Origin of the sequence: Pseudomonas sp. L7 (assembly GCF_046605565.1) — a bacterium.
GTDB lineage: Bacteria > Pseudomonadota > Gammaproteobacteria > Pseudomonadales > Pseudomonadaceae > Aquipseudomonas > Aquipseudomonas wayambapalatensis.
This window is the reverse complement of sequence record NZ_CP176784.1, coordinates 5441257-5456118: the sequence shown is the minus strand read 5'-3', so window position 1 is coordinate 5456118 and position 14862 is coordinate 5441257. Positions and strand designations below refer to the sequence as shown.

The window sequence follows — 14862 nt, the reverse complement described above, 5'->3', positions numbered from 1 at the left end:
CACGAATTGCTTGATTCATTGTAAAAGACGATGCTGTAACGCGACCCTGTTATAGGTCTGTAGCTCAGTTGGTTAGAGCGCACCCCTGATAAGGGTGAGGTCGGCAGTTCAAATCTGCCCAGACCTACCATTACATGGTGCGGCCTAGGACAAAACGGGGCCATAGCTCAGCTGGGAGAGCGCCTGCCTTGCACGCAGGAGGTCAGCGGTTCGATCCCGCTTGGCTCCACCACTCTTCAAGATGCAGCACTGTTCAGAACTTAGAAATGAACATTCGGTGATGAATGTTGATTTCTGACTTTTGTCAGATCGTTCTTTAAAAATTCGGATATGTGATAGAAATAGACTGAATGCCAGTTTCACTGCTGGTAGTTCAGGCTAAGGTAAAATTTGTGAGTTCTCACGAATTTTCGGCGAATGTCGTCTTCACAGTATAACCAGATTGCTTGGGGTTATATGGTCAAGTGAAGAAGCGCATACGGTGGATGCCTTGGCAGTCAGAGGCGATGAAAGACGTGGTAGCCTGCGATAAGCTTTGGGGAGTCGGCAAACAGACTGTGATCCAGAGATCTCTGAATGGGGGAACCCACTCAGCACAAGCTGAGTATCTTGTACTGAATACATAGGTGCAAGAGGCGAACCAGGGGAACTGAAACATCTAAGTACCCTGAGGAAAAGAAATCAACCGAGATTCCCTTAGTAGTGGCGAGCGAACGGGGACCAGCCCTTAAGTTGATTTGAGATTAGTGGAACGCTCTGGAAAGTGCGGCCATAGTGGGTGATAGCCCCGTACACGAAAGTCTCTTTTCAATGAAATCGAGTAGGACGGAGCACGAGAAACTTTGTCTGAACATGGGGGGACCATCCTCCAAGGCTAAATACTACTGACTGACCGATAGTGAACCAGTACCGTGAGGGAAAGGCGAAAAGAACCCCGGAGAGGGGAGTGAAATAGAACCTGAAACCGTATGCGTACAAGCAGTGGGAGCCTACTTTGTTAGGTGACTGCGTACCTTTTGTATAATGGGTCAGCGACTTATATTCAGTGGCGAGCTTAACCGAATAGGGGAGGCGTAGCGAAAGCGAGTCTTAATAGGGCGCTTTAGTCGCTGGGTATAGACCCGAAACCGGGCGATCTATCCATGGGCAGGTTGAAGGTTAGGTAACACTGACTGGAGGACCGAACCGACTACCGTTGAAAAGTTAGCGGATGACCTGTGGATCGGAGTGAAAGGCTAATCAAGCTCGGAGATAGCTGGTTCTCCTCGAAAGCTATTTAGGTAGCGCCTCATGTATCACTGCTGGGGGTAGAGCACTGTTTCGGCTAGGGGGTCATCCCGACTTACCAAACCGATGCAAACTCCGAATACCAGCAAGTGCCGAGCATGGGAGACACACGGCGGGTGCTAACGTCCGTCGTGAAAAGGGAAACAACCCAGACCGTCAGCTAAGGTCCCAAAGTCATGGTTAAGTGGGAAACGATGTGGGAAGGCTTAGACAGCTAGGAGGTTGGCTTAGAAGCAGCCACCCTTTAAAGAAAGCGTAATAGCTCACTAGTCGAGTCGGCCTGCGCGGAAGATGTAACGGGGCTCAAACCATGCACCGAAGCTACGGGTATCACCTTTGGTGATGCGGTAGAGGAGCGTTCTGTAAGCCTGTGAAGGTGAGTTGAGAAGCTTGCTGGAGGTATCAGAAGTGCGAATGCTGACATGAGTAACGACAATGCGAGTGAAAAACTCGCACGCCGAAAGACCAAGGTTTCCTGCGCAACGTTAATCGACGCAGGGTTAGTCGGTCCCTAAGGCGAGGCTGAAAAGCGTAGTCGATGGAAAACAGGTTAATATTCCTGTACTTCCAGTTATTGCGATGGAGGGACGGAGAAGGTTAGGCCAGCCTGGCGTTGGTTGTCCAGGTTTAAGGTGGTAGGCTGAAATCTTAGGCAAATCCGGGATTTCAAGGCCGAGAGCTGATGACGAGCGCTCTTTAGAGTGCGAAGTGGTTGATACCATGCTTCCAAGAAAAGCTCCTAAGCTTCAGATAACTGGGAACCGTACCCCAAACCGACACAGGTGGTTAGGTAGAGAATACCAAGGCGCTTGAGAGAACTCGGGTGAAGGAACTAGGCAAAATGGCACCGTAACTTCGGGAGAAGGTGCGCCGGCGAGGGTGAAGGACTTGCTCCGTAAGCTCATGCCGGTCGAAGATACCAGGCCGCTGCGACTGTTTATTAAAAACACAGCACTCTGCAAACACGAAAGTGGACGTATAGGGTGTGACGCCTGCCCGGTGCCGGAAGGTTAATTGATGGGGTTAGCGCAAGCGAAGCTCTTGATCGAAGCCCCGGTAAACGGCGGCCGTAACTATAACGGTCCTAAGGTAGCGAAATTCCTTGTCGGGTAAGTTCCGACCTGCACGAATGGCGTAACGATGGCGGCGCTGTCTCCACCCGAGACTCAGTGAAATTGAAATCGCTGTGAAGATGCAGTGTATCCGCGGCTAGACGGAAAGACCCCGTGAACCTTTACTATAGCTTTGCACTGGACTTTGAGCTTGCTTGTGTAGGATAGGTGGGAGGCTTTGAAGTGGGGACGCCAGTTCTCATGGAGCCATCCTTGAAATACCACCCTGGCAACCTTGAGGTTCTAACTCAGGTCCGTGATCCGGATCGAGGACAGTGTATGGTGGGTAGTTTGACTGGGGCGGTCTCCTCCCAAAGAGTAACGGAGGAGTACGAAGGTGCGCTCAGACCGGTCGGAAATCGGTCGTAGAGTATAAAGGCAAAAGCGCGCTTGACTGCGAGACACACACGTCGAGCAGGTACGAAAGTAGGTCTTAGTGATCCGGTGGTTCTGTATGGAAGGGCCATCGCTCAACGGATAAAAGGTACTCCGGGGATAACAGGCTGATACCGCCCAAGAGTTCATATCGACGGCGGTGTTTGGCACCTCGATGTCGGCTCATCACATCCTGGGGCTGAAGCCGGTCCCAAGGGTATGGCTGTTCGCCATTTAAAGTGGTACGCGAGCTGGGTTTAGAACGTCGTGAGACAGTTCGGTCCCTATCTGCCGTGGACGTTTGAGATTTGAGAGGGGCTGCTCCTAGTACGAGAGGACCGGAGTGGACGAACCTCTGGTGTTCCGGTTGTCACGCCAGTGGCATTGCCGGGTAGCTATGTTCGGAAGAGATAACCGCTGAAAGCATCTAAGCGGGAAACTTGCCTCAAGATGAGATCTCACTGGGATCTTGAATCCCCTGAAGGGCCGTCGAAGACTACGACGTTGATAGGTTGGGTGTGTAAGCGCTGTGAGGCGTTGAGCTAACCAATACTAATTGCCCGTGAGGCTTGACCATATAACACCCAAGCAATTTGCTGTGCAGATTGCGGTGGTGAAGACGAAACGAACCGAAAGTTCGAAGCGACTCACAAAGATCACATATCCGAATTGGCTGGCGTGTCCGCAAAGACGCACTGGCAACCGAATTTCTTGACGACCATAGAGCATTGGAACCACCTGATCCCATCCCGAACTCAGCAGTGAAACGATGCATCGCCGATGGTAGTGTGGGGTTTCCCCATGTGAGAGTAGGTCATCGTCAAGATTCATTTCGCAAAACCCCTATCTGCGTGAGCAGGTAGGGGTTTTGTCTTTAAGTAGAGACTACAGAGATTCGCAGGCACGTCCTTGAGACGGGCCAGCACACAGAATTTCTTGACGACCATAGAGCATTGGAACCACCTGATCCCATCCCGAACTCAGTAGTGAAACGATGCATCGCCGATGGTAGTGTGGGGTTTCCCCATGTGAGAGTAGGTCATCGTCAAGATTCATTTCGCAAAACCCCTATCTGCGTGAGCAGGTAGGGGTTTTGTCTTTCTGGTGCCCAAGAAAAACCGCTGCTGCGGTCAGCGCACATCCCACAACAGCGGCTCGGGTTATCGCCTTCAGCTCAGTAGATTGCGCACGTTCGCCATCGCCTCATCGGCAAAGCCCTGGAGAAATGCCTGGAAGCCTGGCAATGCCTCCGGGCCGCCTTCCCAGGGTTCGGCCTGGATAGTCCAGACCGCACGGCTGCGATGCGCATCCAGCGCCTCGACCTGCATCGCAGCCCACAGGTTGCCGATATTCAGGCTGGTGTAGATCAGGCTCCAGGTCATCTGCATTGTTTGCTCGTCTCGCGAGTTCAACTGCTCGATGACCACATTGCCATCCTTGAACAGTTTCTTGCGCACCGAACGCACTCCGCTTCCGGTCATCTCGATATGGGCCAAGGCGGGAATGAACACCGGGAAGCCGGCGAAGTTGCCGACGATGTTCCATACAGCCGCCGCCGGGGCTGCAATGTCCACGCTGGATACCACCAGGCAGCCTTGTGGATTACGGACCAGCGTGTCGGGTTTGAGTGTTTGCATGCGATGTTGCTCCTGTTGTGAATGAACGAAGGAATCAGAGAAAGCCGATAGCGCTCAGGTAGCGGCAGCCGCGGCGCAGCAACTGCGTATCCTTGGCCGGGTAGCGGGCGCCCATGCGCCGAACACCCTCGCGGGCATTGCCGTGCTCGATGCTGGAGATATCGCCGATGTCCTCCTCGAAGCCGTCGAGGTAAAAGCCCAGGACATCGAACAGCGCGTTGTCGCGATCTACCCGCCTCAGCTGGCCTTGCCACTGCTCTACCTCGACCAGCTCGAAGCGGTGGCCCTGCTCGCGGAATGCGGCCAGGTAGTCTTGCCAACGCAGCGGTTCGGGGTTGTGCAGGTTGAAGACGCACTGCGCGGGTTGGTGCCTGCTGCTGTGAAAGGCGATGAAGCGGGCGAGGAAGTCCACCGGCATGAGGTCGAAATCGATCTCCAGCCGTGGTACCTGGCCCAGCTGCAGTGAGCCCTTGAGCATCAGCATCAAGCGATTGCGTTGGGGCTGGCACACGCCGTTGCGGCTGTCGAAGCTGATATTGCCGGGACGGAACAGATTCACCCGTACCCCTGCTTCACGTGCCCGCTGGAGGATACGTTCGCCGACCCATTTACTCAGGTTGTAGCCGTTGCGGATGTAGATCGGCGGAGTCGGCGCGGGGCCTTGCTCCAGCACGCGGCCGTCGCTGTCCATTGCGCTGCAAGCGGACAGCGTCGAGACGAAGTTGAAGACCTTCTTGCGTCGCCCTTCGCACAGGCGCAGGCATTCGAACAGCGGTTCGATGTTGTCGCTGACCAAGGCCTGGTAATCGAGTACGTGATTGACCTGGGCAGCGTTGTGCAGCAGTGCGCCGTAGTTCAGGTCGAGATCGTCGTAGTCCGCTTCGCTCAGCCCCAGTCGAGGGCGGCGCAGGTCCGCGTCGAATACCCGTACGCGCTTGTCATCAAGGCTTAGCTGATTGTCTGCCAACGCCTGTCTGAAGCGTTCAGTGGCACTCTGTGTTGCGCTGCTACGTACCAGGCACGCCACCTCCGTGGCCCCCCAGTCGAGCAGTGCCTCGACCAGATGCACGCCGAGAAAGCTGTTGGCGCCCGTGACGATAACCTTGTGCACATCGCCCATGGCCTGCAGAGGCAGTACCTGCAGGTCCAGGTCACGGTTGGCGTCCTGCTCCAGGCGTTGGAGCGAAGTCTCCAGGGAGTTACCGTCACCGTCGAGCAGCGCACCCAGGCGCTGTAGCGTCGGCTGTTCGATGAAGCGGTTGATCGCCACGCCGCGGCCGAAGGCCTGGCGCACCTCCAGCAGCAGCCGCGATAGCAGGATCGAATGCCCGCCCAGACTGAAGAAGCTGTCGTCGACGGAAATATCCGACTGGGCCAGTTCCAACAGCTCACTCCAGAGCCCGAGCAGACGCTGCTCGGTCGGTGTGCTGGGTGCTAGTCGCTGTGCCGCTGGCAAGGTCAGTGGATGCGCCCGCAACGCCTGGCGGTCGACCTTGCCGTTGGTGGTGTAGGGCATTTGCTCCAATACCTGGTAGAACACCGGACGCATGTAGTCGGGCAGATGCCGCTCAGCGTGTTCCCGCAATCCAGTGTCGGCCGCATCACACGTGGGTTGCGCGGCGAAAGCCAGGACGCGGCGTTGGGCATCGATCACCACCGCGATCTGTGCATACAGGCCGCTGTTGCGCAGGCAGTGCTCGATTTCTTCCGGCTCTACGCGAAACCCACGGATCTTCACCTGATTGTCGCGTCGCCCGCACAGCTCGATGCCCTGTGCGGTCCATTTGCCAATATCACCTGTACGGTAGGTGCTCAGCGAACGACCATCGGGCAGGTCGAGTACGACGAAACGCTCGGCGGTCAGTTCCGGATTGTTCAGATACCCCAACCCGACCCCCGGGCCGCAGATGTACAGCTCTCCGGGTGTCTCCTGAGTGACCGGCTGCAAGTCGTCGTCCAGGATCAGTACCTGGGTATTGGCGATTGGCACCCCCAGGTTGCGATTACTGTCCCCGGCAGCGCAGACGCGAGTCGTCGCCAATACCGTGGTTTCGGTAGGGCCATAGATGTTGTGCATCCGGTATTGTTCGCTGTACCGCGCGATGACCTGGGGCTCGCAGACATCGCCCCCGGTGATCAGGTGGCGCAGGCCAAGCGGCCTGTCATGCGGGAGGATGCTCAACAGCGCTGGCGGCAGAAACGCATGGCTCACCGCCTGGCTGTGGATAAGTTGCACCAGTTGCTGGGGATCGCGGCGCTGGTCATCGCTGGGCATGACCAGTTCCGCGCCGCAGGCGAAGGTCGGCAGGATATCCAGCAGCGAGGCGTCAAAGCCGATGGTTGAGAACTGCAGCACCCGGCTGTGCGCATCCAGTGCGACATGCTCGCGATACCAGGCGATGAAGTGGGTGAGGTTCCGCTGGCTGAGCAGCACGCCTTTCGGCTGACCGGTGGTGCCTGAGGTATAGATCGCCACGCAGGCCCGGTCTGCTGTCTCGGGCCGCAGGACCAGCGAGGGCAGGCAGCTGTCAGTGGGCACCTGCAGCGTGCGCACATCCAGCAGGGCCAACTCGGCCTGTGGCTGGCCGTCATGCAGCAGGACCCGGGCGCCAGCATCCTGCAGAATGCGTTGACGACGTTCTGTGGGTGTCGTCGGGTCCAGTGGCAGGTAGATTGCGCCGCAACCCAATATCGCCAACACGCTGGCGTAGAGTGCTGGCGACTTGGCCAGGCAGACGCCCACCACCACTGGCTGATCGTCCTGATCAGGCAGTAACGGCAGCAGTGCCCGTTGCAAGGCCGCGCTCAGTGCGTGCAAGTCGTGATAGCTGCTGCGCTGGCCATCGCGGTTCAGCGCCGGTTGCCGTGCGTGTTGGCGCAGAGCTTGGTCCAGGCCCTCCATCAAGCCGACTTCGCTGCTTACCAGCAGGTCTGTGCGTTGAGAGCGGTTGAACGGATGTCGGTAGGCCAGCGTTTGCAGCCAATCCAGACCGTGCTCACGCGTTTGCAAGCCGGGCTCGACGGCGCACGCTTCGTTCAGATGCTGAGGGTCGCGGGCGAGGTACGCGACCTGCCGGGTGACCAACTCCTCCAAAGCTCGCACCGCATCTTCACGTAGTTGCTGGCCATTGCCCGAGATGGGCGCGACCAGCGGTACGCGGCTGATCAGGCGCGCAGCCGTGGCACTGGCGCACCAGCACAGCAGTTCCAGGTGTGGCAGGGTGTCGGCGTGGCTGGCGCCCAGGCGCACCCTGAGCAACGGCGTTTGCCCCAGGTGTGCCCAGTCACTGGTGCACAGCACCAGGCTGCCGTCCTCCAGAACCAGAGAGTGATGGCTGGCCAGGGCCTGGCGTAGCATCGAGGGTGAATCGGCCAGCAGGGTGGCGTGGCCCTGCTCGTCGAGTATTCGGGCCAGGCTGCGCAGCGCAAGGCTGTGGCCGACCATCAGTATGTCGAGACGTCGCATGCGGATCTCCTCAGGGCAGGTAGCCGCGCAGGGCTTCCTGCACGCAGGGCGACTCGAGCATCGAGCTGCTGCGGAAGAAGCGCAGGATGTTGCCCAGCAACGGATGCTGGTGGTTGATCGGGTAGGCCAGGCCGAGCACTTCCTCGCGCAGCGACTGGCGCAGCGTTTCGCTGACTGGCAAGGCCTCGATCAGGTTGAAGTCGAAGGCCTGCTGGATGTCGTTGGTCAGGTACTGGCCCAGGAACACGGGCAGCACCTGGGCGATCATCTGGCGATCGACCTCGGGCGCGGCTTGCCAATAGATGCGCGTCAGCCGCGCCCAGAAGCTCGAATGCCGACCTTCGTCGAGCAGGTGATCGGCCATCAGCCCCTTCACCGAGGGCTTGACCGTGTCGTCGCGGGCGAAGGCGGCGACATCGTCGGTCAGGGTGTTTTCGGCAATGCCGACGCAGATCAGCTCAAGAGCGTCCCGCAGCGTTTCCGGCACCTGTGCCAGTGCGGTGGGGATCGCACGGCTGAGTTCGATCTCGGTGGGCAGGGCGATCGGCTCGAGGCCGGTCAGGGCGATGGTCTGCTGCAGGAAGTCCATGGCCACCAGCGCGTGGTAGTCCTCGTCGACCACCACGGTCATGGCGTCATAGCGGCAGGCGAAGGGAAAGCGCACGGTGAAGCGGTCCTTGGCAATCCGCCGGGCCGTGCGGTCGACGATTTCGGTCTCGAAGATCACCACGTCGTTGATGAACTTGTAGAGGCTCTGCACCAGCACGAAATCACGCAGGTGCGGGCAAGCCCGTTGGAAGGTGGCGCTGAGTACCAAGGGTTGGCGGCTGAGGGGGTAGATCAGCCGCTGGTCGTCCTCGAGCCGCCGCCGCGGGCGAGTACGGATGGTGGCACGCTCCTCCCAGCTGTCGGCGAAGGAGCGGTAATCGAGCGCGTTCATGGCGTGACCTCGCTGGCGGTGACCTGCAGCGAGGCGCGCAGACGGTCCCACAGCGCGGTGCGGCTCTGGACGGCGGCGATGGCGGCTTCGTACACCTCGTGTTGACGTTGCGGGTCATCGTTCACCAAGCGTGCCAGCAATGCTTCGGCCGCCGGGCCGTGGTCTTCGGCGTCGACCTCGATGTGGCGCTGCAGGTAATAGCGGAAGGTCGGGGCCTGCGCCTGGTCGATGCCCCATTCGTCGAGGATCTGCTGGAACATCGCCGGGATGACGCTTTCGCGGCCATGCAGGAAGGCGGCTGCCACGCGATGGGCAGGTGCGTTGAGTGCCACCTCGAGAGTGTCACCGACGAAGTGCCTGGCGGCCTCGCTGGCGCCACAGCGCTGCAGGGCAGTGGCGTAGTCGAGGCCCTGTTGTTGCAGATGGACGAAGCGCTCGATGGCCTGGGTGCTGGCACCCACTTCGCGCATGGCGTCCAGATACAGTTCGAAGTGGCTGTAGTGGCCGTGCTGCGGGCAGTCATCAGATTCTTCGCCGAGCACGATCTCGTTGATCAGGCGGGCGGCGGCGGGGTCCACCGGTGGTAGCCAGGGCAGGCTTACGCAGGTCAGTTCCCGTTGCAGGCGCTTGGTCAGCGACATGAAGTCCCACACCGCGAAAACATGGGTTTCCATGAAACGTTGCAAGGTTTCAATAGTGTCGATTTCTGAGAAGAGCGGGTGTTGGGCGAGTGTGGATTTATGACTGGAAAGTGTGCGCTTCAATGTGCTCATGGTTGATATCCATTGTGTGAAAGTTGGCATGTTTTCCCGATAAGTTGCAGCCGCTGAAATACGCCGGGCGAACGGGGTCCTCGACAGGTACTCGATGGCTGAACAGTCTCGGTGATGGTGGCCGCCCCTTGATTCGTCTGGCTTGTACGTATTCAAGCCGTGTCGGGTGTCGGCGATATAAAAGTTAGAACAACATCAAAGTTTGCCGCAAATGTTTTTTGAAATATTTTAATAATTGAAAAGTTTCGAGCAATAGTGTGCTGAATAAAACATTTGAAGTGTTTTATTTTGGCAAGACAGGCCCCTTCCGATAATTAGTCATCAGAAAACAAAGTTGAGTGAATGCCTCACTCGAAGCACTGGTGAATGGAAGTACGAGGATGTTCCACTGTTGAGGGGCGGCTGATCGCCACGCGGCCCTTGCCCCGGTGTCGGGCTCCTTCTGCGGGTAAATGGAAGGCATGCGACCGGGCCCGGGACGGACGATCGGCAGTCGCAGCGCGACTAGAGTGGGCTCAAACGACTCGCGCTGCCATGGTCATTGGCAGCGCATCAGGGGAAACAACGCCTTCAAGAGGGGGAGTAGCCTGCTCAGAGGCTCAATAAGCCAAGATGCGTGTTGAAGATTCTCACGAGTCTTTGGTCTTGATACGACTTGTCGACCCTATGGTCGGGCAACTCGATGAGCTCCAGTTCGCGCCGGACGAAGGCGTGCCAGCCAAGCATTTCGGGGAGGGCTCCAGGTGGGTAGAGGACCGTCACCGGTAACCGTATGGCATTCGCGCTGGCATCGGGTTCTGCCACCCTTGGGCTGTCACAGCTGGAAACAAACAAATGGCGGGTCTGCCCGGGGTACTCGCGTTCCGCCAGTTGTGCCAGCTCGAACGCCATGTGGGCTCCCAGGCGCTGGCCAAACATGGCATGGGGCCCTTCGAGGTAAGGATGCAGGTGCTTGGCCACGGTTCGGGCCAGGGGAGAGGGACCTTGCAGCGGGTCACACGGGCTGCATTCGGCATGGCGTCGAACATCCACTGCTATCAGTTCGATATGGTCGCTCAAGGCATGGGACCAGGCGCGATATTGCTCCAGGTGCTCCTGGCTACAGGCGAGGCAGATCAGACGGATTCTCGGGGGTTGCCCGGAGTGCTCTGGTGCCGGTGGTTTCTGGACGTGCACTGTCTGTCCTTCGCTCCGTTCGGTGCCGGAGCTTCATGGCTGACACGGCTTTTGGCTATGTCAGCGGGTGATTCATTTGCCGGCTTGGCTGTTCAGGTAGTTCCTGATGGTACGTGATGCCGTATTGAGGTGCCTTTCCAGCACGTCGATGGCCTGGTCCACCAACTTGTCGCTGGCAGCGTCCACCAGTGCGATGTGGTCGTCCTGAGTCAGCTTGCCCAGGCCCATCGACGACAGGTGGAAGCGCAGGAAGCGTTCCTCTTCGTTGAGCTCGATCTCGATCATGCGCAGCAACTTGTGGTTGTGCGCCTTGCTGTACAGCGTCATGTGGAACAGGCGGTTGAGGCGGCCGATCTCCGCGTGGCGTGTCTCGTTCTCCAGTTGCTGGATGTAGTTGCGGGCGAGGGCGATGTCGCTAGCGTCCAGGTGGGGAATCGACTGGCGCAGCGCTTCGGTCTCGAGCAGAACGCGCAGGCCATAGGTGTCGACGGCATCTTCGCCGATCAGCGGTGCGACCACGGCGCCCTTGTGCATCACCACCTTGAGCAGCGATTGCGCCTCGAGCTGGCGCAGCGCCTCGCGCACCGGCATGCGGCTGACCCCGAACAGGCCGGCGAGCTCCTGCTGGCGCAAGGCGGTGCCGGGAGGCAGCCGCCCATCGACAATAGCGCTGCGCAGACGCTCTTCGATCACGCTGCGGGCAAGGTGCGCTGGCACCTGCTCGTTACCCAGCACGGAGCTGAGGAGTCTGGTTTTCTCGGCCACGCGGAGTCTGCCTCGATGATTGCGATGATTGGATCCAATAACCCTAGTCAGCGGGGTGATGGCTTGTCAAACCGCGGTGACGGGTGCCTGCGGCCGATGGAATGCGGCTATCGTGAATGAAGTCATCGAGCAAAGGAAGTCGGACTTTTCCTGGCTCGATGATCGTAACCTCCTACGCTTTTTCACGCGCACCGTGATTGTAAGGTGCCATTGTCTTTTCCCCCGGCAAGCCGCACCATCGCTGCTTTGGACTGGTCTGGATGGGTGTTCGCAGTGGCGATACCTGGAATGCTCAATTTGGCCGTGCGTCGCCTCGGCCTCGCCGTGCTGCTTGGCTGCCTGCTGCTGGGCGGCCTGCATGCGGATTGGGATTTCGCCCAGATCAGCCGCCGCGCGCAACAGCTGTACGGCCCGCTTGGTGCAGGGCAGGGGCGTATCGACGCCTGGCAGAACCTGATGGCCACGCAGAACCAGGGCAGCGAACTGGACAAACTGCAGGTGGTCAACCTGTTCTTCAACAAGCAGCTGCGCTATGTCGAGGACATCGACCTGTGGCATGAGGTCGATTACTGGGCCACGCCGGTCCAGTCGCTGATCAAGGGTGCCGGCGATTGCGAGGACTACGCCATCGCCAAGTATTTCAGCCTGCGCCGCATGGGCGTGCCCGCCGAAAAACTGCGCATCACCTACGTCAAGGCGTTGCGCCTGAACCGGGCGCACATGGTCCTGACCTATTATTCAAGCCCACAGGCCCAGCCGCTGGTGCTCGACAGCCTGATGGACGCGATCAAGCCGGCCAGCCAGCGCAACGACCTGCTGCCGGTCTATGCCTTCAATGGCGAAGGTCTGTGGCTGACCGGCGCCGGGGGCAACAAGAAGGTCGGCGATACCAAGCGCCTGTCACGCTGGCAGGACGTGCTGAAGAAAATGCAGGCCGAAGGGTTCCCGGCCGAACCGGTTTATTGAGGAGCACAGATGTCACTGTTCAAACAATTGCTGCTTGCCATATGCCTGCTCCTGACCATCGCCTTCAGCGGCAGCTTCATGGTCAGCCTGGAGAGTTCGCGCAGCCAGTACGTCAACCAGCTGCGCTCCCACGCCCAGGATGCGGCGACGGCGCTGGCCTTGTCGCTCACACCGAACATCGATGATCCGGCGATGGTCGAGCTGATGGTCAGCTCGATCTTCGACAGCGGTTATTACTCGAGTATCAAGGTCATCGACCTGGACTCCAACGCCGTCCTGGTCGAGCGTCATGCCGAACCAGACAGCAATGGCGTGCCACGCTGGTTCATCGGCCTGATCGGGCTGGAGCCGGCCGGCGGCGATGCCATTGTCAGCCGGGGTTGGCAGCAGGCTGCGCGCGTCGAGGTGATCAGCCACCCGATGTTCGCCCTGGCCAAGCTCTGGCAGAGTGCCCTGGGCAGCCTTGGCTGGTTGCTGCTGTGCGGGGTGGTGAGTGCGGTGCTGGGCGCACTGCTGTTGCGCCGCCAACTGCGGCCGCTGGACTACATGGTGGCGCAGTCCCACGCCATCGCCCGCCGTGAATTCCTCAGCCTGCCCGAGCTGCCGCGTACGCCAGAACTGCGTCGGGTGGTGCAGGCGATGAACCAGATGGTCGAGAAGCTCAAGGCACTGTTCACCGAACAGGCCGAGCGCAGCGAAAAGCTGCGCAGCGAGTCGTACCAGGACAGCCTCACGGGGCTGGCCAACCGGCGCTACTTCGAAATGCAGTTGAACACGCGTGTCAGCAACCTCGAAGAGGCCCGAGCCGGTTACCTGCTGTTGCTGCGGGTGCAGGACCTGGCCGGCCTCAACGCCCGCCTGGGCGGCCAGCGCACCGACCAGTTGCTGCAGGCGGTGGGCGAGCAGTTGCGGCGCACATGCGCCAGCTATCCGGAAACCAAGGACTTGATCACCCGCAGCCGCGGTGGCGAGTTTGCCGTACTGGCGCCGGGGATGGTGCATGAGGAGGCAGTGCAACTGGCACAGGCCCTTGAGGCGACCTTGCAGAGCCTGCATGTGACGGGGGCCAGCGATGTCGACCCGGTGGCCTGTATCGGGTTGGCGCCGTTCAGCCCTGGGGATGCACCGCAAGCCTTGTTGAAGCTGGCCGACGAGGCGTTGGCACGTGCCGAGAGCCAACCGGAGCCGGGCTGGGTCTGCCTGGAGCAGGGCGCCGCGGCCCAGGCTGCCGACAGCCATCACGCCTGGCATTCACGCCTTGACCAGGCGCTGGACAAGGGACAGTTCGAACTGTTCTTCCAGCCCGTGGTGGATTGCCAGGCGCCAGAGCGTGTCCTGCACTACAAGGTGATTTCGCGCCTGCACGATGGACAGGGTGAGGCGCTCGCCGCCGGGCGCTTCCTGCCTTGGCTCGAGCGCTTCGGCTGGATGCCACGGCTCGACCTGCTGGTGCTGGAGAACGTGTTGCGGCATCTGCAGCAGCATGGCGAGTCGCTGGCGCTGAACCTTTCCGCCGCCACCCTGGCCGATGCCAAGGCGTTGCAGCGAGTCTACGAGCTGCTGGGGCAGCATGCGGCATTGGGGCCCAGGTTGACCTTCGAGATCGGCGAGGAGCAACTGCCAGAGCAGGCACAGCTGGAGAAACTGACCCGCCACCTGCACAGGCTCGGTTTCGGTCTGGCGCTGCAGCGCTTCGGCGGGCGCTTCAGCATGATCGGCAACCTGGCTCACCTTGGGTTGGCGTACCTCAAGATCGATGGCGGTTATATCCGCAGCATCGACCAGGAGCGGCACAAGCGGCTGTTCATCGAAGCGATCCAGGGGGCAGCGCACAGCATCGACCTGCCGTTGATCGCCGAACGTGTGGAGACGGAAGGGGAGCTGCAGGTGCTGCGCGAGATGGGCGTGCAGGGAATCCAGGGGCAACTGGTTGGAGAGCCAGCACCCTGGAAATGAGGGCGCTGTATCCGCAGATCCTCAGATCAACCCGCCCTCTTCATCGTCTTCGATCAGGTTGTTCAGGCTTCCCAACGCCTTGCGCGCAGTGGAACGGCTGAGCAGTTTGGCCTGGGCACCAGGGGGCAGGTCGGTGATGCTGAACACGCCCTTGGCGGTCAACACCTCGATCAAGTCCTCGAGCACACGGATCATGTCCAGATCGCTCTGCTTGAGCTGCTTGAGACTGTTCTCCACGACATCATCGGCGAACCATTCCTGGATTTCGGTATGGTCGGCCGGCAGCGTGTCGGTGTGCTCGGCAAAGGCAGCTGCTTCTACCCGCAGCAACTGGCCGTTGGCATCGCGTTGCACGTAGAACATGGCATCGACCCTCGTCACGATGATTCCTTCTTGGTTGTCAGCAGCA

The 14862-nt window shown here is 59.6% G+C and carries 9 protein-coding genes, 2 tRNA genes and 3 rRNA genes; 7 read left to right on the top strand and 7 right to left on the bottom strand.

Going from position 1 to position 14862, the window contains the following annotated elements:
• Nucleotides 1–53 precede the first annotated feature (53 nt).
• From ACK3BK_RS24805 to rrf (ACK3BK_RS24785), 5 genes are all read left to right on the top strand, one after another.
• A tRNA-Ile gene (locus tag ACK3BK_RS24805) sits at nucleotides 54–130 on the top strand.
• 26 nt (nucleotides 131–156) lie between these two features.
• Nucleotides 157–232, top strand: a tRNA-Ala gene (locus ACK3BK_RS24800).
• 226 nt (nucleotides 233–458) lie between these two features.
• Nucleotides 459–3351: ribosomal RNA gene (locus ACK3BK_RS24795) — 23S ribosomal RNA — on the top strand.
• A 133-nt stretch (nucleotides 3352–3484) separates the two neighbouring features.
• Nucleotides 3485–3600, top strand: a 5S ribosomal RNA gene (rrf, locus tag ACK3BK_RS24790).
• 109 nt (nucleotides 3601–3709) lie between these two features.
• Nucleotides 3710–3825: ribosomal RNA gene (gene rrf, locus ACK3BK_RS24785) — 5S ribosomal RNA — on the top strand.
• A 118-nt stretch (nucleotides 3826–3943) separates the two neighbouring features.
• Here the strand turns inward: rrf (ACK3BK_RS24785) and ACK3BK_RS24780 are convergent.
• From ACK3BK_RS24780 to ACK3BK_RS24755, 6 genes are all read right to left on the bottom strand, one after another.
• A complete protein-coding gene (locus ACK3BK_RS24780; RefSeq protein ID WP_186670453.1) occupies nucleotides 3944–4411 on the bottom strand; it encodes an SRPBCC family protein in 468 nt (155 codons plus the stop codon).
• Nucleotides 4412–4445: 34 nt separating this feature from the next.
• Entirely contained in the window at nucleotides 4446–7877 is a 3432-nt protein-coding gene (locus tag ACK3BK_RS24775; protein WP_411383495.1) for an amino acid adenylation domain-containing protein, read from the bottom strand.
• A 10-nt stretch (nucleotides 7878–7887) separates the two neighbouring features.
• The gene (locus ACK3BK_RS24770) at nucleotides 7888–8817 is read right to left on the bottom strand and encodes a diiron oxygenase (RefSeq protein WP_186670450.1); all 930 of its coding nucleotides are present in this window, start codon (nucleotides 8815–8817) and stop codon (nucleotides 7888–7890) included.
• Nucleotides 8814–9590, bottom strand: coding sequence for a DUF3050 domain-containing protein (locus tag ACK3BK_RS24765; RefSeq protein WP_186670448.1), 777 nt, complete (start codon nucleotides 9588–9590; stop codon nucleotides 8814–8816). The genes ACK3BK_RS24770 and ACK3BK_RS24765 overlap by 4 nt, the downstream gene beginning before the upstream one ends.
• Nucleotides 9591–10181: 591 nt before the next feature.
• A complete protein-coding gene (locus ACK3BK_RS24760) occupies nucleotides 10182–10649 on the bottom strand; it encodes a thioesterase domain-containing protein (RefSeq protein WP_238343465.1) in 468 nt (155 codons plus the stop codon).
• Nucleotides 10650–10838: 189 nt separating this feature from the next.
• On the bottom strand, nucleotides 10839–11531 hold the full coding sequence (locus ACK3BK_RS24755) for a GntR family transcriptional regulator (protein WP_186670444.1): 693 nt from the start codon (nucleotides 11529–11531) through the stop codon (nucleotides 10839–10841).
• Nucleotides 11532–11735: 204 nt separating this feature from the next.
• Between ACK3BK_RS24755 and lapG the strand changes: the two genes are divergently transcribed.
• Nucleotides 11736–12497, top strand: a complete 762-nt coding sequence (lapG, locus tag ACK3BK_RS24750; RefSeq protein WP_186711566.1) for a cysteine protease LapG — start codon at nucleotides 11736–11738, stop codon at nucleotides 12495–12497.
• A 9-nt stretch (nucleotides 12498–12506) separates the two neighbouring features.
• Entirely contained in the window at nucleotides 12507–14453 is a 1947-nt protein-coding gene (gene lapD, locus ACK3BK_RS24745) for a cyclic di-GMP receptor LapD (RefSeq protein WP_186722521.1), read from the top strand.
• A gap of 21 nt (nucleotides 14454–14474) precedes the next feature.
• On the opposite strand, the gene ACK3BK_RS24740 is transcribed toward lapD, so the two are convergent.
• The gene (locus tag ACK3BK_RS24740) at nucleotides 14475–14816 is read right to left on the bottom strand and encodes a tryptophan synthase subunit beta (RefSeq protein ID WP_186670455.1); all 342 of its coding nucleotides are present in this window, start codon (nucleotides 14814–14816) and stop codon (nucleotides 14475–14477) included.
• Nucleotides 14817–14862 lie beyond the last annotated feature (46 nt).

Coding starts and splice junctions, on each gene's coding strand:
- ACK3BK_RS24765 (WP_186670448.1), bottom strand. CDS start 9,590: ATGAGCACATTGAAGCGCACACTTTCCAGTCATAAATCCACACTCGCC.
- lapD (WP_186722521.1), top strand. CDS start 12,507: ATGTCACTGTTCAAACAATTGCTGCTTGCCATATGCCTGCTCCTGACC.
- ACK3BK_RS24775 (WP_411383495.1), bottom strand. CDS start 7,877: ATGCGACGTCTCGACATACTGATGGTCGGCCACAGCCTTGCGCTGCGC.
- ACK3BK_RS24780 (WP_186670453.1), bottom strand. CDS start 4,411: ATGCAAACACTCAAACCCGACACGCTGGTCCGTAATCCACAAGGCTGC.
- ACK3BK_RS24770 (WP_186670450.1), bottom strand. CDS start 8,817: ATGAACGCGCTCGATTACCGCTCCTTCGCCGACAGCTGGGAGGAGCGT.
- ACK3BK_RS24740 (WP_186670455.1), bottom strand. CDS start 14,816: ATGTTCTACGTGCAACGCGATGCCAACGGCCAGTTGCTGCGGGTAGAA.